The sequence below is a fragment of the Actinoplanes sp. NPDC051470 genome, assembly GCF_040682035.1.
Taxonomy (GTDB): Bacteria; Actinomycetota; Actinomycetes; order Mycobacteriales; family Micromonosporaceae; genus Actinoplanes.
In genome coordinates, this window is the sequence record NZ_JBFBAA010000062.1 from 1 (window position 1) to 21,339 (window position 21,339).

At 66.5% G+C, this 21,339-nt stretch carries 22 protein-coding genes and 4 pseudogenes; 11 read left to right on the plus strand and 15 right to left on the minus strand.

What is annotated here, in order from left to right:
• Positions 1-234 precede the first annotated feature (234 nt).
• On the minus strand, positions 235-822 hold the full coding sequence (locus AB0M54_RS46850; protein ID WP_364479658.1) for a hypothetical protein: 588 nt from the start codon (positions 820-822) through the stop codon (positions 235-237).
• A gap of 84 nt (positions 823-906) precedes the next feature.
• Here AB0M54_RS46850 and AB0M54_RS46855 point away from each other — a divergent pair, with 84 nt between their 5' ends.
• Positions 907-1,803 (plus strand): tyrosine-type recombinase/integrase, encoded by an 897-nt coding sequence (locus AB0M54_RS46855; RefSeq protein ID WP_364479661.1) that lies wholly within the window; start codon positions 907-909, stop codon positions 1,801-1,803.
• Between the two features lie 240 nt (positions 1,804-2,043).
• Here AB0M54_RS46855 and AB0M54_RS46860 read toward each other — a convergent pair whose 3' ends face one another.
• The 8 genes and pseudogenes from AB0M54_RS46860 to AB0M54_RS46895 all read right to left on the minus strand — a co-directional run bounded on the left by AB0M54_RS46860 (position 2,044) and on the right by AB0M54_RS46895 (position 7,634).
• Positions 2,044-2,730, minus strand: coding sequence for a GAF domain-containing protein (locus tag AB0M54_RS46860; RefSeq protein ID WP_364479664.1), 687 nt, complete (start codon positions 2,728-2,730; stop codon positions 2,044-2,046).
• A gap of 34 nt (positions 2,731-2,764) precedes the next feature.
• Positions 2,765-2,995: a hypothetical protein gene (locus AB0M54_RS46865; protein ID WP_364479667.1), complete on the minus strand. Its 231-nt coding sequence runs from the start codon at positions 2,993-2,995 to the stop codon at positions 2,765-2,767.
• A gap of 558 nt (positions 2,996-3,553) precedes the next feature.
• Positions 3,554-5,554 (minus strand): ATP-binding protein, encoded by a 2,001-nt coding sequence (locus AB0M54_RS46870; protein WP_364333849.1) that lies wholly within the window; start codon positions 5,552-5,554, stop codon positions 3,554-3,556.
• A gap of 238 nt (positions 5,555-5,792) precedes the next feature.
• Complete coding sequence (locus tag AB0M54_RS46875; protein ID WP_364479670.1) at positions 5,793-6,248, minus strand: hypothetical protein; 456 nt, start codon at positions 6,246-6,248, stop codon at positions 5,793-5,795.
• Positions 6,249-6,495: 247 nt separating this feature from the next.
• Positions 6,496-6,993 carry a putative Ig domain-containing protein gene (locus AB0M54_RS46880; RefSeq protein WP_364479691.1) on the minus strand — a complete coding sequence of 166 codons (498 nt, stop codon included), beginning with the start codon at positions 6,991-6,993 and terminating at the stop codon, positions 6,496-6,498.
• Between the two features lie 6 nt (positions 6,994-6,999).
• Positions 7,000-7,080 (minus strand): annotated as a pseudogene (locus AB0M54_RS46885) (putative Ig domain-containing protein); the annotation flags it as partial.
• Positions 7,065-7,376 carry a putative Ig domain-containing protein gene (locus tag AB0M54_RS46890; protein WP_364333843.1) on the minus strand — a complete coding sequence of 104 codons (312 nt, stop codon included), beginning with the start codon at positions 7,374-7,376 and terminating at the stop codon, positions 7,065-7,067. The pseudogene AB0M54_RS46885 and the gene AB0M54_RS46890, both read right to left, overlap by 16 nt.
• A gap of 51 nt (positions 7,377-7,427) precedes the next feature.
• Positions 7,428-7,634 carry a hypothetical protein gene (locus tag AB0M54_RS46895; RefSeq protein WP_364479672.1) on the minus strand — a complete coding sequence of 69 codons (207 nt, stop codon included), beginning with the start codon at positions 7,632-7,634 and terminating at the stop codon, positions 7,428-7,430.
• A 211-nt stretch (positions 7,635-7,845) separates the two neighbouring features.
• Between AB0M54_RS46895 and AB0M54_RS46900 the strand changes: the two genes are divergently transcribed.
• From AB0M54_RS46900 to AB0M54_RS46910, 3 genes are read left to right on the plus strand one after another with little or no spacing between them, the layout of a single operon-like run.
• Positions 7,846-9,657 carry a PAS domain S-box protein gene (locus tag AB0M54_RS46900; RefSeq protein WP_364479693.1) on the plus strand — a complete coding sequence of 604 codons (1,812 nt, stop codon included), beginning with the start codon at positions 7,846-7,848 and terminating at the stop codon, positions 9,655-9,657.
• Positions 9,658-9,668: 11 nt separating this feature from the next.
• Positions 9,669-10,493, plus strand: a complete 825-nt coding sequence (locus AB0M54_RS46905; protein ID WP_364333835.1) for a response regulator — start codon at positions 9,669-9,671, stop codon at positions 10,491-10,493.
• A 5-nt stretch (positions 10,494-10,498) separates the two neighbouring features.
• Positions 10,499-12,553, plus strand: a complete 2,055-nt coding sequence (locus AB0M54_RS46910; RefSeq protein ID WP_364479675.1) for a response regulator — start codon at positions 10,499-10,501, stop codon at positions 12,551-12,553.
• Between the two features lie 460 nt (positions 12,554-13,013).
• On the opposite strand, the gene AB0M54_RS46915 is transcribed toward AB0M54_RS46910, so the two are convergent.
• Positions 13,014-13,355 (minus strand): L-rhamnose mutarotase, encoded by a 342-nt coding sequence (locus AB0M54_RS46915; RefSeq protein WP_364333829.1) that lies wholly within the window; start codon positions 13,353-13,355, stop codon positions 13,014-13,016.
• Positions 13,356-14,138: 783 nt separating this feature from the next.
• Complete coding sequence (locus AB0M54_RS46920) at positions 14,139-14,276, minus strand: hypothetical protein (protein ID WP_364333826.1); 138 nt, start codon at positions 14,274-14,276, stop codon at positions 14,139-14,141.
• 396 nt (positions 14,277-14,672) lie between these two features.
• Between AB0M54_RS46920 and AB0M54_RS46925 the strand changes: the two genes are divergently transcribed.
• Positions 14,673-15,437 carry a hypothetical protein gene (locus tag AB0M54_RS46925; protein WP_364479678.1) on the plus strand — a complete coding sequence of 255 codons (765 nt, stop codon included), beginning with the start codon at positions 14,673-14,675 and terminating at the stop codon, positions 15,435-15,437.
• 302 nt (positions 15,438-15,739) lie between these two features.
• Entirely contained in the window at positions 15,740-15,898 is a 159-nt protein-coding gene (locus tag AB0M54_RS46930; RefSeq protein ID WP_364479680.1) for a hypothetical protein, read from the plus strand.
• A gap of 440 nt (positions 15,899-16,338) precedes the next feature.
• Here AB0M54_RS46930 and AB0M54_RS46935 read toward each other — a convergent pair.
• The 3 genes and pseudogenes from AB0M54_RS46935 to AB0M54_RS46945 form a co-directional block, all read right to left on the minus strand.
• A pseudogene (locus AB0M54_RS46935) lies at positions 16,339-16,443 on the minus strand (SAM-dependent methyltransferase); the annotation flags it as partial.
• 203 nt (positions 16,444-16,646) lie between these two features.
• Positions 16,647-16,913 (minus strand): annotated as a pseudogene (locus AB0M54_RS46940) (transposase family protein); the annotation flags it as partial.
• Between the two features lie 240 nt (positions 16,914-17,153).
• On the minus strand, positions 17,154-17,387 hold the full coding sequence (locus tag AB0M54_RS46945) for a hypothetical protein (protein WP_364333817.1): 234 nt from the start codon (positions 17,385-17,387) through the stop codon (positions 17,154-17,156).
• 328 nt (positions 17,388-17,715) lie between these two features.
• Here AB0M54_RS46945 and AB0M54_RS46950 point away from each other — a divergent pair, with 328 nt between their 5' ends.
• The 4 genes and pseudogenes from AB0M54_RS46950 (at position 17,716) to AB0M54_RS46965 (ending at position 19,844) form a co-directional block, all read left to right on the plus strand.
• On the plus strand, positions 17,716-18,306 hold the full coding sequence (locus AB0M54_RS46950) for a hypothetical protein (protein ID WP_364333815.1): 591 nt from the start codon (positions 17,716-17,718) through the stop codon (positions 18,304-18,306).
• A gap of 159 nt (positions 18,307-18,465) precedes the next feature.
• Positions 18,466-19,236: an integrase catalytic region gene (locus AB0M54_RS46955; protein ID WP_364479683.1), complete on the plus strand. Its 771-nt coding sequence runs from the start codon at positions 18,466-18,468 to the stop codon at positions 19,234-19,236.
• Entirely contained in the window at positions 19,211-19,540 is a 330-nt protein-coding gene (locus AB0M54_RS46960) for an integrase core domain-containing protein (protein WP_364479686.1), read from the plus strand. Before AB0M54_RS46955 ends, AB0M54_RS46960 begins: the two co-directional genes overlap by 26 nt.
• Positions 19,541-19,645: 105 nt before the next feature.
• A pseudogene (locus AB0M54_RS46965) lies at positions 19,646-19,844 on the plus strand (DNA-binding protein).
• Positions 19,845-20,200: 356 nt separating this feature from the next.
• Here AB0M54_RS46965 and AB0M54_RS46970 read toward each other — a convergent pair.
• The gene (locus AB0M54_RS46970) at positions 20,201-20,797 is read right to left on the minus strand and encodes a hypothetical protein (RefSeq protein WP_364333806.1); all 597 of its coding nucleotides are present in this window, start codon (positions 20,795-20,797) and stop codon (positions 20,201-20,203) included.
• A 227-nt stretch (positions 20,798-21,024) separates the two neighbouring features.
• On the opposite strand from AB0M54_RS46970, the gene AB0M54_RS46975 reads away from it, so the two are divergent.
• On the plus strand, positions 21,025-21,339 hold a 315-nt coding region (locus tag AB0M54_RS46975; protein WP_364479688.1), incomplete at its 3' end, for a hypothetical protein.

Sequence of the window (21,339 nt, forward strand, 5' to 3'; positions counted from 1 at the left end):
GATCTTCGCGGGCTTGCTTGAGCCGGATGCATGGAAACGTGCACGTCCGGTTCTGAGGGGGCGGCGGCGCAGCAATGCGCCGTCGCTACCCGGCCTGATCGTGCGGATGATCCCATCGCGTCGCTTTACGAGGCGTAGCGGCTGGATCCTTGCGGCCGGGGCCCAAAGTGATCGCATGAACTGCGAGCGCCAAGGTCACCGGTCGCGATGGGCGGCACGCCGGGACGGGTACCGTCAGCTGGGCCGAGCGTTGCCGCTGTTCGCCAGTTCGCGGATCATCGCGATCAGCTCTACGGCGCGAGGACCGCGTTGGCGTACCACCGCCTTGAGGTGCTCTTGGGCGTTGCTGCCGGCGAACTGCATGCTGGGCGCCCTCGCAGGCAGCACAATACCCACGTGGGCTCGCCGCTCGTCAGTAGTCTCGATCAGCACGCCGTTGGAAGCCAGGCCCCATGAGTGCTGTCGCCAGAGGCCGTCGTCCGACAGGGCGTAACCCGTACCGATCGACTCGATCGCTCCGTCGATCCACAGAACTGCGACGTTGCGGTGGCACTCGCCGACGTCTGCGGGTACCTGATGGACCTGCGAGTCCGAGCGGGATCGGCCGGCGAGTAATGCTTCGAGATCAGCCTCGGGGTTCCGCGGCGGAACGACAAGGGAACCTCCGAACGTCACCAGCATCCGGCACCAGTTGCGCCAACGCTGTCCGTACTCCGCGTCCACACCGGCATACGCGTTGACGCGAGTTCGGTACAGCGAAAGCAGACGCTCACGTTCGACCACAGGTAGTGCCACTCGCGCAGAGTACTGCTGCACGATCAACCACACTCTTCTCCCGCTCCGGGCTTGCTGGCGTTCATCGTCGCTGGTGACGCACGGTGGTGTATGCCTGCCTTCTCTGCTTCCGTGTCCGATGTCGTCTCTTCCGATCGACTCGTCGTGCCGGCCGCAGCGTCCGCCTTTCTGGGCTGCTACCGCGGCCAGACCCGCGTGCACACCGACTCCGACCTGCGCGTCTCCCTCCGCTGGTGCACCGATCAAGACCTCAACCCGCTGACCGCGCGCCGGGTCGACGTCGAGCGGTATGTGCGCTGGCTGCAGGAGGTACGCCGATACCAGCCCTCGACGATCTCCCGGCGACTGTCGGTAGTGGTCGGCTTCTACCGGGTCTGCGTCATCGACGCCATCCTGGGACACTCCCCAGCCGACTATGTCCGCCGCCCTACCGTGCCTGCTGAATCACCGACTCTTGGCCTGGGACACCTGCAATTCGAGGCTCTGATCATCACCGCCCGGCAGTCCACCGACCCGAACGACTTCGCCTTGATCGCGCTGCTGGGCTTGCTCGGCCTGCGGATCTTCGAATCGTGTGGCGCCAGCATCGGCGACCTGGGCGAGGAACACGGCCACCGCGTGCTGCGTGTCCACGGCAAGGGTGGCAAGGTCGTACTCGTCCCGCTGCCACCCGCAGTGGCCCGAGCCATCGACCGGGTCGTCGAGGAACGCCTCAGCGGGCCGATCCTGCGCAACACAATCGGTGCCCGGATGGACCGGCACGCCGCGACCCGCCGGCTCAAGCACCTCGCCGCCACCGCCGGCATCCGGATGCCGAGGATGCATCCGCACATGCTGCGCCACACCTTCGTGACCACCATGCTCGACGCTGGCGTCAGCCTCCGCGACGTCCAGATCGCCGCCCGTCACGCCGACCCCAAGACCACCATGCGCTACGACCGGGCACGCAAGAACCTCGACCGGCACCCCAACTACATTCTCGCCGCCTACATGGCCTCCGGTACATAACAGCGAGCGACGGACCAGAGCAACCGACTCCGCCGAATTGAGTGCGTTGCCGCCCCCCTCACCGCGCAAACATTTCCTTTACGCCCAGCGCCTCCGACCGGCCTGACCGCGGCCCGCGACACTGATCCGGGTCGGCGTCGCCGCCCGCCGGTCGCGGACCTACTGGACGGTGGTGATCCGGCGGCGATTTTGCGGACGCTACGCATGCGATCGGCGCTACCCGGTCACAAGTGTTCCTACTCAGTTCACCGTTTCTCGCATGCGTTCTTCGGCCACGGCGCTGCGTATCACCATCAGGCGTAGTTCGAGCTCGTCGGAGACTATCGCGGCCATGTGCTCCAGTGCGCTCAGCTGTCGTTTCGTCGCCTCGCGCGGCCGATTGTCGATCACGTTGACCGTGCCCAGCCGATAGCCGTCGTGGGTCCGGATCGGAGCTGCCGCGTAGAACCGCAGGCCCAGCTCGCCGTAGACCAGGGGGTGCGCGCGCGTCCGCGGGTCAGTGGCCGCGTTGTTGACCACATAGACGCCGTCCTGGGCGATGGCCGACGCGCACAGGCCGGGCTCCGGGCCGACCTCGCGGACGTCGGGCAGGCCATAAGCCGCGGCCAGCCAGACGCGATGCTGCTCGACCAGCGACACCGTCGCGATCGGAGTGTCGAAAAGGGCGGCGGCGACGAATGCGATCCGTTCGTACGTGTCCTCGACCGGCTCATCCACTAGCTGGTAGCGACGCACGGCATCCAGCCGGGCCTGCTCCTCGGGGTCGACGCTGTCAAGGTACTCATAGGTACCGCTGCACCTCATGGAACCCTCCTCACCCAGATGATCACTGTCGTTACATCGAGCTTGCTGAGCCAGCGCGGTGGTCGAATACGCCCGTGCACAGCAAATCGCAGTGGATATCGACTCCACGCCGGAATGTCGCACACCGTGTCCGATTCTAAAGAAGTCAAAGCCAAGATCAGGTACGTTCTTCCGCCGTGTGGCGCGCTCGTAGCGACGTGGTCCGCTCCGAGGTGCCGACGGTGCCCGACATCGGCGATAGCCTCACGTCGTTGGCCAGCTGGTTGCCGCAGCGGCCAATGACCAGGAACGGGAGGCGTTGGAGGCAGCGCAGCGTCTGAGCGAACAGTGCCGTGCCGACCATAACCTTGCCCTTCGGCTGGTCGGAGACTGAGCGATCCAGCGTCATCCCGAAACGTGTGAGTTGGCTTCACAAGTCCAAGATCGGCCGAGCTCTTCTGCCGCTGATCGTGCGGGCAGACCCCGTCGTCGGCCACGCCGAGTGACTGACGTCGGTGCCGGTCAGCGCCCTCAATTGCTTGATGTGAGTGCACTTCCCCATGGCCGAGAGTGCGGGCCGCGTAGGCGAGTCCGCGATCATTCGGTCTGGTCTACGCAGGGCAGGCCAATCAATTCATTGGGTCGAGAATCCACTCCAGAACACCGTGCGCTACCCGCCGCTGCATCCCATTGAAAGTCTTTACCGTTGTACTCGTTGTCGAAGGTCGAGCCGAGAGCTATGGATGACGTTGCATGCGGTATGGAGTTCAGTCACACGGCTTGGCGTCGCGCTGATCGCCGGTCGGTGACAGGTTCGGCTGGCACCACGACGGCGGGCTCGGCCGACTGCGTCGGGATAACGGGTGGGCCCACGCCGGATGAGGGTTCTTCGCCGGCGGCGGATTCTGCGGTGGCTCTCCGAGTCGCCCGGGCAGGTGGCGTTCGACGCCGGGGATCGGCGCGTGGTTTATCCCGGGTGGCGGAGAACCTGTCCGGCCTTCTGGGTGATCGTGGAGGCGGAGTAGGGCTTCTCGATGAGGTGCATGTCGGGGTCGAGGCGGCCCGCTGAGGCGAGGACCGGGCGGGCATAGCCTGAGATGTACAGCACCTTGATGCCGGGTCTGATCTGGAGCATTCTTTCGGCGACCTCCTTGCCCAGCATCATCGGCATGACGACGTCCGTGACGAGCAGGTCGATCTCACCGTCGTGGTCGGCGGCGATCGTGAGGGCTTCCTGGCCGTCGGCAGCGGTGAGAACGCGGTAGCCGTCGCGGGTGAAGATCCGTTCGGTGACCTCGCGGAGTGCTTGCTCGTCCTCGACGAGCAGGACCGTCTGCCCGGTTGGGGTGTGCTGGTAGGGCACTTCCGCTTCGTCGGGCACGGCTACCTGGTCGGTGACCGGGAACGTCATCGTCATCGTTGTCCCGACACCGAGCTGGGAGTCGATGGCGATGGTGCCTTCTGCTTGGGCCACGATGCCGTACACGGTGGCCAGACCTAGGCCGGTGCCCGTGCCGTCGCGTTTGGTCGTGTAGAAGGGCTCGAAGACGTGCTCGATGATGTCGGGGCTCATGCCGGTACCGGTGTCGCTGACCCGCAGCCGAATATGCCGGTCGTCGTCGACCCGGATGTTGCGGGTCTCGATGGACAGCGTGCCGCCGCCGCTCATGGCGTTACGGGCGTTGACGACGAGGTTGACCAGAATCTGCTCCATCTGGCCGGTGTCCGCGAGGATCGGCCACAGGTCGTCGGCCAGGTCGTTGGTCAGCACGACGTCTTCACCGATCGTGCGGTCGAGCAACTGCTTGACGTCGGTGATGATGTGGTTGAGGTCGAGCACTCGCGGCTGGATCACCTCCCGACGGGCGAAGGCGAGTAACTGGTGGGTCAGGGCGGTGGCCCGTTCGGCGGCGCGCTGGATTTGGCCGACGTCGTGACCGGCCGCCGTCATCGAGTCCGAGGCGGGGGCGGCGGCGAGTTCTTCGGCGACGAACGAGGCGTAGTTGAGGATCACCGCGAGCAGGTTGTTGAAGTCGTGGGCGACACCACCGGCGAGCTGACCGAGGACTTCCAGGCGCTGGCTCTGTTGCAGCTGGAACTCAAGGTGCTGCCGGTCGCGCCGGGCGACGTCCTGCTCGAGTTCGGTACGCTGCTGGAACCGGTCGGCCGCGTCCTCGGCCTCGACGCGTTCGTGATCGACGATTTCCTCGAACCGCTGCTGAGCGTCCTCGGTTTGGTGGTGAGCCTCGTCGACCTGTGTTTCGAAGCGGCCGGCGGCGCTCTGAGCCTCCGTCTGCTGACCGGCGACGAGCCCCTCGAAGCGCTCATGGGCGCTCTGCATCTCACGGTTCATCTGCCCGGCGCCGATCTGCGCACCCGGCATGGCTAGCTGAGCCTGTACCTGGTCCTCGGCGTCCTGCATCCGCACGCGTTCTTTGCCGACCCGCAGGTCGAAGCGTTCCTGGGCTTGTCTGGCCTGATCACGAACCTCCTCGGCCAGCGTCTCGAAGCGTGCCGCAGCGCCGGCCGCTTCGGACCGAAGCTTGCTCATCCTGATCTCGAATCGGTCCCGGGCCTCCTCCAGCTCGTTGAACCAGCGCGAAAAAGTCGCCGCTCCGACGACGGCACCCGTGTCGTCGACAATCGGTGACACCGTCAGCGACACCGTCACGGTGGAGCCATCGCGGCAGACGCGGTCGCTCCGGTAACGCCCCACCTCCTCACCGGCCAGGATGCGGCGCAGAACCCCGGCCTCGTCCGGCCGGCACTCTGCCGGTACGAGCAGGTCCGCGGAGCGTCCGACGATATCCTCGGCCGCATAGCCGTAGAGCCGCACGGCAGCCGGATTCCACGTGGTGATCAGCCCGTCGATGGTCATCCCCACGATCGCGTCGTGCGAGGACGCCACGATCGAGACCAACTCCGCATGCTCGCCGGAGACCGACTCACGTATCAGGCTCTTACTCATGAGGCACCACCTGAGAAAGAAACGCGGAGGAACACCGACGCGACAGCGATCCAACCTAGCTGACAAACGCGAAGCTTTTCCGCTAATCGGATAATGGCGGTACCGATGCTCGACCGAGCGACGATGAGGACGTCGTTTTCGGCGAAGAACCTGACCCCACGGGGAGACCGAATGCTGTTCGTTCGTCGCCTTCACCGTGACCAGTGAGCCCACCGACGACCCACGGTGGCCTCGGTCGTCACCCGGCTTCTCTCGCTTGACCGGTCGATCGGCTGTTAGCCCCCAATGTAGATCTTGCTGCCGTGACCCGCTCAGCCTGGGACAGACTGCCAGGCAACGCCGCGCCCGTGTCGGGGTTGTCGGGGAACACCTCGAAGATGCCCCGCCCGACGATCTGCTCGCGCGCCGTCATGGTGGCGCTCACGGCACGGCCGGGATGGCCGTCGGTGCCAGTCTGTATGAACGCCCCCACGGCCCGCAACGCGTCGAGGTAACGGGTCAGGTTGTCGGTGACCCGGCTGACCCGGCTGGCGACTGACCGGTCCAGCCGGTCGGCGTTCAGGTCGGCGACCGTGTCGTTCCACCAACCGTGGAAGACCACCGATCCGAGCGTGCCGAGGCAGGTGATCAGGACGGCGGCGACCAGCGTGCCCCACAGCCCGCGCAGCGACCGCAGCCCGTCGGCGCCACCCACCCCACCAGCGCATCTGCAGCCCCGCCCAGCGAACCTCGGTTGCGATCAAATTGGCGTGCATACGGAAGGTCCCATTGCCGAGACCGCCTGACTCGTCTCACCTATCGTGGCAACTCCCGGGCTGTCACGTGCCGCTTCCGGCCGATTCCCCCGGATGCTCCGCCGCGTGGTTCGACCCCGCCGACGCTGACCTCGTCGTGGTGTTCGAGTTCCTTGTCGAGGTACTCGATCCGAACCCACGACGAGGTCACTGCGTCGGTATATCCCTTAGCCGAGTGAGTTCCTCCGGAACGTCCGACCGCGCGTTTTCGGTGTAGCTACTGCGTCGGCCGCCGGCCTGCTCTGCGGGCGGGGTGATGGGGTAGGCGCCGTTGAGGCCCAGCACCACGACGATGACCGGTTGTACCCATAAACCCGGCGGTGGCCCCTGCGGCCTGGCCGCCGGGGCGGCAGGGTTCACGGTCAGCGTCAGGGTCAGGGTCAGCATGGCGGTGGCTCCGGCTGCATCGGTCACGGTCAGCGTGACCGGGCTGGCCCCGGCCGGACCGGTCGGGATGCCGGTGATCGCCCCGCTGTCGGCGGCCAGCCGGAGACCGGCGGGCAGGGGTGCCGCCGGTGACGGCCCAAGAGTGGTCGCATACGGAGTGCCGATCGCGGCGGCCGGCACAGTTGAGACCGGTGACAGTGGCCGGTTGACAATCAGGGAAAACGTCCGCGTAGCGAGGTTGAATCCGCCGTCGAGCACCGTGACGGTGAGCTCAGCCCGCCCGGCGGTGGTGGGCGTTCCGCTGATCTGCCCGGTATCGGTGTTCAGCGTCAGCCCGGCGGGCAGGGCGCCATCGGTGACGCTCCACCTGGGGTAGGGGTGATGCCGCCGGTGGCAGCCAGGGTAGCCGTGTAGGCGGTGCCGACCACGACGTCCAGCAGCGACGACGTCGTGACCTCCAAGGCGGCGTTCACCTCGATCGCCGCCTCGGCAGCAACGCGGTGGTCGTCGACGTCGGTCACCAAGGCAGTGACCGGGCTGCTGCCCGCCGGGCCCGTCGACGTCCCGCCGATCAGACCGGATTCGGGGTCCAGGGTCAGCCCGCCGGGCAAGGTCCCGGCCTGCAGATACCCGCGCTCCATGCCGTCGAAGCGTCCTAAACAGCGGCAGAGAGTTGCGCCGCCTCGGCGCAATCATCTGGCCGAGAAGCGGATGTCCGTCAGTGCACCGGCCAGGCGTTCGTCGAGCACGCCCAGGACCTGGTAAAGGAGGGCGGCGGCGCGGGCTGGGTACTGGTCGACGATGCGGCGGGCTCGACCGAGGCGGGGCGCGAACGACTCGCGCTCCGCCTCAGGCAGGCTCTCGAATGCCGTGACGGCGTCAGCCAGTAACTGGTGCACGACGCTCGGCCAGAGATTATTCTGTCTCAAGACGGATATTCATGGCTATATTCGCAAACCAGCTGCGGGCTTCAGGGGCAATGTCGATCGATTCAGCTTCCAAACCGTTCCAGTATGCGACAATTACTCATATTTAGCTCGGATAGCGGAGTTTCGGGGATATAGCACCCGATTGAACACAGTCAGGGATAGGTGAGTCATGGCCGGCAGGATGGGCACTTCTTCGATACTGGCCGATCCGCTCACGGAGGCGCGTGACTATGCCCATTCGATTGTGGAGGCCATGCCGGACGCGCTCGCGATCGTCGACATCGATGGCGTTGTCACGGATGTCAACCGGCACATGGCCGCGCTGACCGGCCGCAGCCGCGACGAGCTGGTCGGCGCACCGTGGAAGGAGTGCTTTGCCGACGAGGCCCGGGCCGAGTCCCAGATCCGGCAGGCATTCGCTTCCGGTTCGGTGTCCTGTGCACTCACTCTGCGGCACCGGGACGGCCCCCGCAAGGTGGTGGTGTCGTGGGACGCCTCGACGTTGCAGGTCGGGCAGTCGGCCCCGGACAGGGTACTTGTCATGGCGCGTGACGGTACTGCGCAGGCGGGCGCGTCGGCGCTGGCCTCCTTGGTGCAGTCCGCCGACGACGCGATCGTCGGCAAAACCGTTGAGGGCGTGGTCACAAGCTGGAACTCCGGCGCGGAACGCCTCTACGGATACACGGCGCAGGAGGTCGTCGGGCGCAGCTTCGAGATAGCAATTCCAGAAGATGCCCGGTCGGTTGAAGCACAGATGCTGCGGCGGGTTGTTGCCGGGGAGCGGGTCGAGCCGTACGAGGCGGAACGCCTGCGCAAGGACGGCACGCCGATCACGGTATCGGTGACCACTGTTCCGATCATGGGCGTTGGTGGCCGCATCGTCGGCGTGGCGTCGATGTCGCGGGGCATCAGTGAACTCAAGCTCGCCGAGAGGAAACTGCGGTGGATGCTGGAGGTGGCCCCGGACGCGATCCTGGGTGTCGACGCGTCGGGGTCGATCGAGTTGGTCAACTCGCAATGCGAACGGTTGTTCGGCTACCAACGCGACGAACTGATCGGCCAGCCGGTGCAGATGCTGATCCCCGACGGGCTCCGCCCGGTCGACGCCGGGCAGGTCGGCGCCGGGACGGAACTGGTCACCCTGCACAAGGACGGCACCGAGATCCCGGTCGAGATCAGCCTCAGCGCGCTGGAGACACCGGCCGGGCGACTCACCATGGCCGCCGTCCGCGACATCACCGACCGCAAACGCATCGAACGACAGCTGCGCGAACAGAACATCGAACTGGAGCGGGCCAGCCAGGCCAAGGACAACTTCCTGGCCAGCATGAGCCACGAGCTGCGCACGCCCCTCAACGCCATCATCGGCTTCACCGGCACCATGCTGATGAAGCTCCCCGGTCCCCTCAACGCCGAGCAGGAACACCAGCTGCGCCTCGTGCAGACCAGCGGAAAGCACCTCTTGTCCATCATCAACGACCTGCTCGACCTCGCGAAGATCGAATCCGGTCGGGTCCAGATCACCCTCGAAGCCGTCGACTGCCGGCAGGTCGCCGACGAGGTCGTGCAGTCCCTGCAGCCACTGGCCGACGGCAAAGGACTCACCCTGCGCATCGAAGGCCCGGGGGATGTGCCTGCGATCGCCACCGCCGACCGCCGGGCACTGGGCCAAATATTGATCAACCTGATCAACAACGCGATCAAGTTCACCGACACCGGCGAGGTACGCATCCGGCTGATCACTGCGCCCGGCGGTGACGGAGGGCTGCAGATCGCGGTGCAGGACACCGGACCCGGTATCCCGCAGGCCGACCTGGCCCGGATCTTCCGGGCGTTCGAACGCAGTGCCACCACCGCGAAAACCAACGACGAGGGCACCGGGCTCGGACTGCACATCTCCCAGAAGCTCGCCGAACTGCTGCACGCCACCCTCACCGTGTCCAGCGTCGTCGGTGAAGGCAGCACCTTCACCGTCTCCTTCGCCGAGCGGTAAGGGAGCCCGCCATGGGTGCACGCCTTCTCATTGTCGAGGACACCCCCCACAACCTGCAGCTGATGACCTACCTCTTGGAATCGCACGGCCACACCGTCATCGCCGCGGTCACCGGGGAGCAGGGCATCGAGCTGGCCCTGGCGGCACGACCGGATCTGGTCATGATGGACCTGCAACTGCCCGGTATCGACGGCTACGAAGCGTTGACGGCCTTCCGATCGGCACCCGACCTCGCCGCCGTCCCGGTCATCGCTGTGACCTCATTCGCGATGGTCGACGACCGCGACCGGGCCCTGCGTGCCGGATTCACCCACTACATGACCAAGCCCATCGACCCGGAAACCTTCACCGAACAGATCAATCTCCACCTGCCGGAGCACCTGCGCGGATCCCGGCCCGCGCCGGCCGCAACGGAGCCGGCCCAGACCACGGACCCACCCACATCCGAGCCGGACCGTCGTCAAGCCGCCGACATCCTGGTCCTGGACGACTCCCTCGTCAACCAGACGCTGTTGCGCAGCGTGCTCGAGCCACACGGATACCACGTACGGACGGCCTTCACCGTCGAACAGGCCATCACCGCCGCACACGACGCCCCGCCCGATCTGGTGCTGTCCGACGTCCACGTCGGCCAGCAGAGCGGCGCCCAACTGCTGTCACACGTCCGCGACGTGCCCGTCCTCGCCCCCGTGCCGTTCGCGTTCATCACCGCCACCGCCGACTGGCAGGACCCAATGCTCAACGGCGGTGCAACCCGCGTCATCCGCCGGCCCATCGAACCGGCAGCACTGCTCGACGAGGTTGAAGCCCTCCTGAACCGCCGGACCGGAGACTGATCACCATGGCCACCGTCCTGGTCGTCGACGACCGCGCCAGCAACCGGGAGCTGGTACGCACCGTGCTGCGGTACAGCGGACACCAGGTCATCGAGGCTCACGAAGGCGCCGAGGCGCTCGCCATGGCCCATGCCCAGCACCCCGACATCGTCCTGACCGACGTCCTGATGCCGGGCATGGACGGCTACGAACTGGCCCGGGAGCTGCGCGCTGCCCCGGACACGGCCGCGACACCCATCGTGTTCTACACGGCCAACTACCAGGAGGCCGAGACCCGGCCCTTCGCCGAGGCGTGCGGCGTGGCCCGGGTCCTGCTGAAATCCGCCGACCCGCAGGTGCTCATGCAGACCATCGACGACGTCCTGGCCGAAGACCGAAGCGCCGCCAGACCGGTCGACACCGCCAAGGTCGACCACGAATATCTGCGCGCCGTCAGCGCGAAACTCTTCGACAAAGCCAAGGCACTCACCGACACCGAAACCCGGTTCCGGCTCATGGCCGACCTATCACCGGTCGGCATCGCCTTCGGCGACCGGCACGGCTCGGCCAACTACGTCAACGCCCGCCTCACCGAGATCACCGGACTGCCGGCTGACGACCTGCTCGGTCTCGGCTGGCTGCATTGCGCCAGCCACGAAGACCACGACGAAATCCTCGCCGTCGCGCGCGGCCACGGAGCCGGCGAGGGCCAGCACCGCTACCGCAGCCAGATCGTGATGCCCGACGAAACACTGCGCTGGGTCAACGTGCACGTGCGAGCCATCCGCGACGACGACGGTGAATACACCGGCTTCATCGGCACCGTCGATGACGTCACCGCGCTCGTTGAGGCCGACCAGGAACGCCGACTCGCTGAGCGTCAGAACGACATCGACGCCAAAGACCGGGCCACCGAACGCCTCGACAGCCTCAGTACGCTCGCCGGCGGGGTCGCCCACGACTTCAACAACATTCTGGGCTCGATGCTCGCCTTCCAGGAGTTCGTCTCCGAATCCGTCACCGAACTCACCACCGCCGGGCGGCTGGACGCCGAGACCGGCCGCGCCCTGCTCGCCGACCTGGAACAGATCCGCAAAGGTGGGGAGCGGGCCACCGGCCTCACCCAGAAGCTCCTGACCCTCGGCGGGCGCAGCATCATCAACCCGTCGGCTCTCGACCTCAACCGGGCCATCCGCGAATCCAACGAACTGCTACTACCCACCATCGGCGCGCACATTCAGATCGTCACCCACCTCGCCACGGACCTGCGACCCGTCCTCGCCGAACCCGCCAACATCGCCCAGATCCTGCTCAGCCTCACCGTCAACGCCGCACACGCGATGCCCGACGGCGGCACACTCACCATTATCACGTCCAACGCCGACAACACCGACAACCCGGACGAGGCAAACTCCACCCCGGCCAGCGAATTTGTTCGGCTGACGATTCGCGACACCGGACACGGCATGACACCGGACACCCTCGCACGTGCCACCGATCCGTTCTTCACGACCAAAGGAGGCGGCCAGGGCAGCGGACTCGGGCTGTCCACCGTGCACGGCATCGTCAGCCAACTCGGCGGCGTCCTGCGCATCACATCCACCCCCGGCCGCGGAGCCGCTGTCACCATCCACCTACCGACCGCCGACCAAGCCGCCGACCAACCGATCGACAAGCCGCCGCACAGCCGCGCACCGGCCGGCGGCAGCGAGACCATCCTGGTCGCCGAAGACGAAGACGGCATCCGCGACACGCTCACCAGAACCCTCACCAAGGCCGGCTACACCGTCCTCGCCGCCGCCAACGGCGCCGACGCCCTCAAACTCGCCGAACAGCACACCCAAGCCATTCATCTGCTCCTCAGCGACGTCGTCATGCCCGGCATGCTCGGCGACGAACTGGCCACCCACCTCCTCGAACGGCGACCCGACACCAAAGTCCTGTTCATGTCCGGCTACGCAGGCGACCTCATGAACCGGTACGGCGTCCTCGAACCCGGCATCACCGCCCTACCGAAACCCTTCACCACCGAAGAGATCCTCACAGCCGTACGAACCATGATCGGTGTCCGGCGAACCTGAGCCACCAACATCTTCGCCTCCCCGATACGGGCCACCCAACGCACGACGTTCAACGACGCCCATGCCACGAGACCACCAGCGGCCTATCCGACCCCCGCCGCGTTCCAGCGACCGAAGTCGAGTTCCAATAGAAAGCAGGCTCGGGTACTGACCGCCCTGACGTCGAGATCACATATCCGGATTTGCCGCTGACCGAGCGCGCTGGTCACCCCGTTGGTCAGACTATGTCGCGTGCCCCGAGGCCTTCCGAGCTGCTCGGTGTGGATTGCACTGGACAATGGAGTCATGACCAACGAGGCGAGACGCGCTGTGGTGGAGGGATTGATACGGCTTGCGGACTCTGCCGACTACCGTGACCGGGCCGACGACGGCCGCTGGTCGTGCGGCCCCTATCTTCGGAGTACCGCGCCTTGCTGTCGTGGCCGGCGGCCGGACGGCGACTTTCCGCAGCCGTTGCCGTTCACCGAGTCGGCCAGGAGAATTCCCAGACTAGGTTGCCGGGATCGTCGCCAATTTCGGTTGCTGGGGTATCGACGAGGTAGGGTGCGACCTCCTGCTGCCAGCGCTGATTCACGGGATTCTTGTTCAGGATCTCGTCCATTTGCTGACGGTCGAGCGCGACCACCTGATGGGTGAGGATCAAGTCGTTGCGGTAGATCCGCCAGGTTATGACACCGGCGGCGCGCATCGCGGCGTCCAGGTCGGCCGGGATCGCCCGGTGGAAGTCGTCGTACGCCGGGCCCCGGCCTGGCGCCAGAAAGGTGTGAAACTCAAACGGCTCGCCGAGCCCTGCACTGCTCACTTCAGCTCCGTCCAAGGTCGCAACCACACTCCGCGCCACGTCAGCGTATCCCCGGCCGGAGATACGCCGGGCGGCGCGGTGGCCGGATCAACCAGACCCGGTCACGTCCATATCTGTCCTAGGGGTGACGAGATCCGCCTGTATGTCGATCCGGTCAAACTAGGCGTGAAAGGCCGGGCGGCGCTGGTCCAGCGCAGCACGTCATCGGCCGACGGCCTCGTCACGACATAACATGAATCACTGAATGGCCACTGGTTGCCAGCCATGACCTCACTGATACCGAACCACACGTCCTGAACCTCGGGCCGTTCTCAGACGTCACGCAAGACAGTGAAGAACCGATGCACGCCGGGATGATCGCCCAGGTTGCAACCGGTCAATCCGACATCATCGTTTCCGCCGAAGAAGGCCTCGAGGCTACGACTGGCCCTGCACCGGCAGCCGACTCATAGCCGCCCTGTCGCTCAATCTCTGCCAGCAGCTCAAGAGCACGGAACCGCCTACTCTCAATGCCTTCACGCCCGATCGTGGCATCGTCTCCACGGGCGAGGAGCTAGAACGGTGACATACGGATTTGCCGCCGTCCGTGAGCGCGGGCGCTGCGGTGTTGAGTGGATCGGTTGATCTCCCGCCGTCGCAGGTTTCACGTTGGCGTGCGAGCATGCGACATGATCTCGTGGGCGCAACGGCGAGTCTGCCGCCGATTGGGTGTGACACCGCTTCCGCCACGTCGACAGACCATGACCGGTGTCGGGTTGAGCCGCGGGCCGGAGTTGCTTCCACTCAACGCCGTCCGGCATCTGCCAGTCGGGCAACCTGCCATCGGCGTTTGTCGGTGGCGAGCAGGGCGACGGCCTTCGCGCAGGTCATCCGGGTTTCCGGGTTCAGGGTGAGCATGAAGGTCGAGGCGACGCGCAGCACGTAGGCCTGTTGCCGGTCTTCGAAGAACGGGATCGGCGCTGCTGGCGGCGGGTGCGGATGAGGGCGGCGAGGTGGTTCCGGCTGCGGGTGGACAACAGAATCGCGGCGGCCGGATCCACCACGCTCGCCTGCCGGACCGTAATCAGCGCAGCCAGCAGCGCTTCGCAGACCCCACCCCGGACGAGTGGGGTCTGCTGTTCGTCCGCGACAGTCGAACTCGGCAATGGGCACTCGGTCCCCCGGACCCGCAGTACGAGGCCCTGTTCGCCCAGCCGCCCACACGCTGGAGCTGGCCGCCGACATCCGCGAAGCTCCCCTGCTGGAACCCGGGCTGGCACCAGGCGACGACCACGCGGGGGATGGCTGAGGTTGCGCCGGGCGATCACGATCTGAGGTATGCGGGAGTTTCTGCTGGTCGTGACAGCCGCGGTCGTCGTAGCGGGTGGGGTACGCGTGGTTCGGCTGCGCGGCGACGAACATGTCGTGGCGCTCAGAAGGGCGGTGGTCGGTGAGACGGTCTACCTCGCGGGGATGCTGGGCTTCCTTGCTCACCACGCGGACTGGTTGCCGTGGCCCCAGCTGATCATCTTCGGCTGTATGTCGGTGCTCGGCGCCCTGCTGCTGCGGGTTCTGCTGATCGCCACGACCGGGGCCGGGCCGCTCCTGCGGCCGATGCCCCGGCGGGCGCCCACCCCGGTCCTCGCCGCCTGTTGTCTGGCCGGTCTTACGCTCGTCATCGTGATCCCGGTGATACTGACCGAACCGTCGCCCCCGTCGGTGTCGACGACCGACGCCGCGGCGCGGAGGTTCGGCGGCCGCATCGACAAGGTGATGACCCTCGAGGCGAAGAGCACGGCGCCCAAGGGCGACCGGGTTCCGGTCGCGCAGTACAGCGTCGACGGCACGCGGCTGTCGCTCGTCGTCGCGCATCATCTGCAGTGCACGCCGTACGCCGTTGCGCTTTCCGACGACGGCCGAGGAGCGGTGTCTGTGACGGTGGTGGCCGTCCCGGCGCCGAAGGCAGGCGAGTTCTTCAAGGACGGGCGGTGTGCACCGGGTGGGCCGTTCACGCGGCGGACCGTGGTGAAGGTGACGACGACCGGCGCGGTCTCGACCGTCTCGGACACCGGAGCCGGTGGACCGGCCTCGCGGGTCTCGTAAGCCGCGATCTCCCCGGCCGGGCGTGGGTACACCAGCGCGAATGGGCCGGTAGAGCTGGATTCACGGATCTTGGTCCCGGCGCCGGCGGGGTACTCCGCGGCCCCGGAATGCTGCGGTTGACCACCGCCGCGAACTGGGCTCACCTCGTGCAGGACGTGGGCTGACAGGCGCAGGGTCGTCCTCGACCGCGGGAAGCTGCGAAACCAGGCACTCGCGGCACAGGTCGCCGTGGGGCCACCTTGCATAGAGGTCGATGCCTGGCACGTCCTCGACCCGAAACCGCCGTCCGATCGAAACGGGGTGTGGAACGGCTGCGGCCGGCCGGGGACTGCCTGGCCACACATCGCGTCCGATGGTGGGGCGCCGGCCGCTGGGGCGCCCGCACGGCGCAGGTGCCGTACTCCGGCATCATCCGCGACCAGCTCGAACCGTCGCTGGAGCGCGTCCAGATGGTGAGGTGACATCGGTCCGAGCACGACGGCTCGCCGCGGGCAGAACAGCGCATGCCGGGTGTCCTGGTCCGGCTCGGTCGAGATCACGACAGGCACCAGCTCGTCGAGGGCCGCGCACTCGGCGTCCGGCCATTCCGGTTCGGGTTCTCCAGCGACCTCGGCCCGGGTGCAGGCCGAGCCGTCCGGGAACGTGTCGCCCTCCGACACTGCTTCGGCATAGTGGTGAGGGAGCAGACAAGCGACGACGGTGCTGTACGTCCCGTACTTGGCAGTTCCGTCGGGAAACATGATGGTGGCAAGCCACTGACCCATCGGCCCGAGGGTAGCCGATCGGTGCCGTGGCGGTCGTACCCACAACCCGGCGCTACCACGCCTCCGCCGGTGGAACCTGGAACCGCTACAGCCAAGCCGCAATACACCGTGACCACGGGTCCGATGCTGCCGGATACTCAGTCGCCGTTGCGGCGCTGCAGGGTCAGCGACTGGAAGCGGTAGCCACGAACGGTGTCGACCGGATGGAAGTCCACCACGTCGAACAGCGCGGCGGTGGCGAAGGGGTCTGCTGCACCGATAGGTGACATCTGAGATGGCTTGCCGTGACGGCGGGCTGGAAGGATGTTGCTGTGACCAAGCCCTATGCCCGTGAGTTCCGCGACGATGTCGTGCGGGTCGCTCGTGACCGTGAACCGGGCGTGTCGGTTGAGCAGATCGCCAAGGACTTCGGGGTCCACCCGATGACACTGAGCCTTTCCCATCCTCAGTAGATCGGGTTCTCGACGTGGTGTAGAGCGAGGATGGCTTGCACGATCGCGGTCGTCCGGGACGGGCTGCAGCGCAGCTTGGCCAGGACTTTCCATGTCTTGAGGGTGGCGACGGCGCGTTCACCGCGAGCACGGATGCGGGCGTGAGATCTGTTCACGGCCTTCTGCCGACGTGACAGCCTCGGCCGGTACCGGTGTCGTTTGAACGGCGGGCGGACGGTGCCGCCTGCGCCTTGATACGCCTTGTCGGCGAAGGTCATCACGCTCGCGCTGGCTTTCGGCTTCGGCCGTAGACAGGCGCCGCCGTGTCAGCGCATCACATGGGTCCTACCAGCGTGCCACCCGCGGGGTTGTCTGGGCTGAGGATCGAGTAGAGCAGTGGCGGCAGCATCGCCCTCTATTGCCCGCGGTCGTGTAGGCGGGCCAGGGCAACGGCCACCGTGCCAGCCGTCGCCGAGATCCCCTTGCCTCGACCGCCCGATCGGCCAACCACAGCGCTGCACCTAACGGCGGTGCTCATCGTCGTCCAGCGGCACGTCCTGACCCTGCTCCGCGACATCGGCCGGATCCGCCTCGAACGGAAACCGCCGCCGCATCGCCTCGTCGCTGTCCTCGAACCTCGATGGCGCACCCTCGCCGGCCTGCTCATCCGAGGGCTGACGGAACAATGCATCACCGTCAGCTTCAGTCCAACCCATGATCAAATCCCTAGTTCCGCTGGCGGCCGATGTCGTCACCGACGGTACCGGCCGAGCGCGGGGCATCGCCTTGCACCCCGTTGCTTCCCTCCGACCACGCGCGGGCACAGCAAGCCCGCCGCCACAACCGCCCGCAGCCCGCAGAAACACGGTCGACGAAGCCCTGTGGAAAGAGCTGTGGATAACACATCCGACCGCTCCGTGTGCCGTGCGTGTAGACCTCAGCGAGCCCGCAAAGGAATCGCCCCTGCCGGGCCGTCCCGACACGGTAGGGCCGAGGCGCACTTAACGTCCCTGACCGGGATCTTGTTCGGCGCTACGCTCGCTCGCCCCCGGTCCGCCACCACCAACGTCCAGGAGCGAAAAGATGGCGTCGATCAACTGGGACACCGTCGTCACTGCGGCCGCCACCGCGGCGTTCGTGACGATGGCCGTCGAGTACTTCGCCAAGCCGCTGCTCGAAGCGCGTAAAGAACGAATCCTTGACATAGCGCGTGCTCGCCGCGAGCTGGACGTCGCGGTCAGGAGGATGACCATGGCGGCGGGCAAGGTCGGCCTCAAGCTGCCCGACAGCGCCGATCTTGAATTGAAGGCCATCTGGCGGAAGGAACGGGAACGTCACTACGAACTGATGCGGGCCCAGACGCTCCAGGTCTCCGACGATATGGACCGATACGCGCTCGCGTACATCGGGCCGGCGTCCAACTTGGTGATGAGATACGCGTTCTGTGTCCACGGCATCGTGCTTTCGCTGCGGACTCACGAACATCAAGCCGAAATCATTGCTGAGCTCGGCAAAACCATGGCCGTTGTGATCACCCCACCCCGCCCATGGCAGTACGTCCGCTTCTGGCGGGCCATCGGCGAACTCGAACGCCGGATCGCGGACACCGAGGTTCAAGATGAACCCGACGGGAAAGCCGTCAACGGCACAACGAAGCCCGACACCGCCAGCTAGACCCAGCTTGCCGAGGCGATCCTTCCGCTGCTGCACAACGACGAAGAGCAAGCGGTCGCACTGGTCGTGCAAGCCTGTACCGCTCGAAAACAGGGTTTCGGGGGTCGACCTGCGGTTCTGTGTGTTGCCGGTCACCGATTCGGAGGCAAGCTGACCGGCATGGTCGTGTCGTTCGCATACTTGGTACTGCGTCAGGTGCTGCAGTTGATTGTGTTGGGCCTGCGCGGCGAGCGGGCAAAGGAGGTCGAGATCCTGGTCCTTCGCCACCAGGTCGCCGTGCTGCGCCGCCAGGTCAAACGCCTGGATTTGGACCCGACCGACCGGGCTCTGTTCTCGGCGCTGCCCCGGCTGCTGCCCCGTCCACGTTGGCCCACGTTCATGGTCACCCCGGCCACCCTGCTGCGCTGGCACCGCACCCTGATCGCCCGGAAATGGACCTATCCGCGGCGCCGGCCGGGCCGCCCACCGACGCGGGCCGCCATCCGGGTGCTGGTGCTGCGGCTGGCGAAGGAGAACCCGGGCTGGGGCCATCGCAGGATTCAGGGTGAATTGGTCGGCCTGGGTTACCGGGTGGCGGCCAGCACGGTGTGGTCCATCCTGACCAAGGCCGGGGTGGATCCGGCACCGCGGCGGTCCGGGCCGACCTGGACCGAGTTCCTCACTGCGCAGGCCAAGGGGATCTTGGCCTGCGATTTCCTGCACGTCGACACGATTGGGTTGACCCGCATCTACGTGTTGTTCCTGATCGAGATCGGCACCCGGCGGGTGCATGTCCTCGGCGTGACCATCCATCCGAGCGGGGAGTGGGTGGCGCAGCAGGCCCCGCAACCTGATGCTGGACCTGGGGGAGCGGGCCGGGCAGTTCCGCTTCCTGATCCGCGACCGCGACACCTAGTACACCGACGTGTTCGACGACGTGTTCACAAGTGAAAGCATCGAGGTCCTACGCAGTCCACCGCAGGCGCCGCGGTCGAACGCGTACGCGGAACGGTGGGTACGCACCGTTCGCCGCGAGTGTCTGGACCGGATTTTGATCTATAACCCGAGGCACCTGATGGCTGTCCTGGGTGAGTTCGTCACGCACTACAACGATCATCGGCCACACCAGAGCCGTCACCAACGCCCACCCAACGCCACGGACACCGGGCCAGCCGCTGTCGACCTCGCCTCTGCGCGGATCCGCCGTACGAAGATCCTCAACGGACAGATCAACGAATACTCGCAGGCAGCGTAGCCCGAACCGCAATTTCGAGCGGTACAGGGTCGACGCATCAGGCAGCACCGCCGCCAACACACTCCTCTAGTTGCGAAGCCAGTTGACTCGTGCCTACCATGAGACCTGACTAAAGCCCGGCTCCGGCTCGTCGGCGCCCATGAAGTCCGCGTCCGTCTGGGCGGAGTCAGCCGGCAACGCGTCTATCAGATCACCGGTCGCGCCGACTTCCCTCCGGCCCGTAGCCGACCTCGCGCAGGGCAAGGTCTGGAGAACCGACGACGTCGACCACTGGATCCGCGAGCACCGCTCCGAGCCCAACTGATAGCGCCGCCCCACGCAACCCGCCAGCAACAGCACCAGCGCGCCGACAGGATTGACGCTCTCCACGAGCGTCGGCCGGTCCTCACGTCGGTGTGGCCAGGCGGTTCGGCTGCTCACCACGCACGGCCGCCGGGCTACCCGCATGAACGACGGGATGCTCGAATGGTGCCTCGCGACCTGCCCGTCGACACCGCCGCATGAGCGAGCCCATCATTCTCGACGACGGGAACGAACAGTGCGTTTAGCTCCACCGGCCCTACGGCGCCATGGCGTCGGACATCCCCCGCCACAATCCTCGACCCAGCGGCAACCCCGACTTCGGCTCCCGTGTGGCCGGTCTGCGCGCTTCCGTCAGTTTCAGATCTTGACCCGCAGGGAGTTGTTGGTGGGGACCAGGTCGGTGGTGGCGGAAACGATGTGGGCCGTCACTTCTGTCTTTCCCGCGGTCCAGGTCCCCTGAATCTCGAACCGGAGCTGGGCGCCTCCGCCGAAGGCGATTCGCTCGTGGACATCGACCACGCAAACCGCCCCGCGACAGCTGCGCGTTTCGCCCTGACTGAAATTGCTGAAGGTGACGTCGGCGCCACGTCCTACCGTGAGTCGCACCTCGTATCCGGTGTCCGCTGGGATGGCGGCGGGTCCGAGGTTGGCGAAGCTCACCGTGATGGTTCGGCTGCCGGTCACCAACTCGCCGGGGGTGAGGCTGGGGTTGGGCGTGACGAGGCTGCCCTGCGCGACCAGGTCCGCAAACGGACCGGTGACGGGTGGTTGGGACGCGGTCGCAGCTACGCCCGGGGCCGCTAACGTACGCCCGGAGCGGCCGGCGGGTTTGTCGGTGGCCAGCGCCGGCAGAGTTGCCACGGCCACGGCCACGGCCGCGCCGGCGATCAGCAACGTCGGTCGGAACGTTCTCCGGAAGCGCCCCATCCGGGGCGCGCCGTTCTGATCCTTCACGCTGCTGCACCTTCCTCATCTGCCGGCACCCCGGCGCTGGCGGTCGATCGACGATCATGATCGTATGGCAAGTCCACGATGTCGTGACGGCGGAACTGCGGTAATTGCATCCGACTTAAGTCATTGTTAAGGGCGCGACGGACTTTTAGTCCGTTTTAGAGCCTGTGAAATAACCGGCTCAGGCGGCTTTTGAGGCCCCCGTAGATCCGCTGCCGTCTACTGAGGGCGTGTCCGTCGAGGCCCGTTTGCGAGCCAGTCGGCGGGTCATGACCATGACCATGGCCCACTGGACCATCGCCGGGTTGCGCCGGCGTCCCCTCGCGACACTCCTGAGTGCCGCAGGCGTTGATCGGCCCTCGGTGCGCGTCGAAGAGCTAGCCGCGGGCCGCGGCGTCCGAGTGCTGCCGCAGGCGTTCGACAATGCCGCGCCTGCCGCCGGCGTGGCCCTGATGACGGGGGACATGTCCGGCGCCGTTGCAGGCGGCGGTGTGGGCGGGCAGAATGTCGCCGATGTGTGCCATTCACCGATGGAAGGGTGCTCA

Coding starts and splice junctions, on each gene's coding strand:
- AB0M54_RS46865 (WP_364479667.1), bottom strand. CDS start 2,995: ATGACGCTGGATCGCTCAGTCTCCGACCAGCCGAAGGGCAAGGTTATG.
- AB0M54_RS46870 (WP_364333849.1), bottom strand. CDS start 5,554: ATGAGTAAGAGCCTGATACGTGAGTCGGTCTCCGGCGAGCATGCGGAG.
- AB0M54_RS46890 (WP_364333843.1), bottom strand. CDS start 7,376: ATGGAGCGCGGGTATCTGCAGGCCGGGACCTTGCCCGGCGGGCTGACC.
- AB0M54_RS46900 (WP_364479693.1), top strand. CDS start 7,846: ATGGGCACTTCTTCGATACTGGCCGATCCGCTCACGGAGGCGCGTGAC.
- AB0M54_RS46905 (WP_364333835.1), top strand. CDS start 9,669: ATGGGTGCACGCCTTCTCATTGTCGAGGACACCCCCCACAACCTGCAG.
- AB0M54_RS46910 (WP_364479675.1), top strand. CDS start 10,499: ATGGCCACCGTCCTGGTCGTCGACGACCGCGCCAGCAACCGGGAGCTG.
- AB0M54_RS46925 (WP_364479678.1), top strand. CDS start 14,673: ATGCGGGAGTTTCTGCTGGTCGTGACAGCCGCGGTCGTCGTAGCGGGT.
- AB0M54_RS46950 (WP_364333815.1), top strand. CDS start 17,716: ATGGCGTCGATCAACTGGGACACCGTCGTCACTGCGGCCGCCACCGCG.
- AB0M54_RS46955 (WP_364479683.1), top strand. CDS start 18,466: ATGGTCGTGTCGTTCGCATACTTGGTACTGCGTCAGGTGCTGCAGTTG.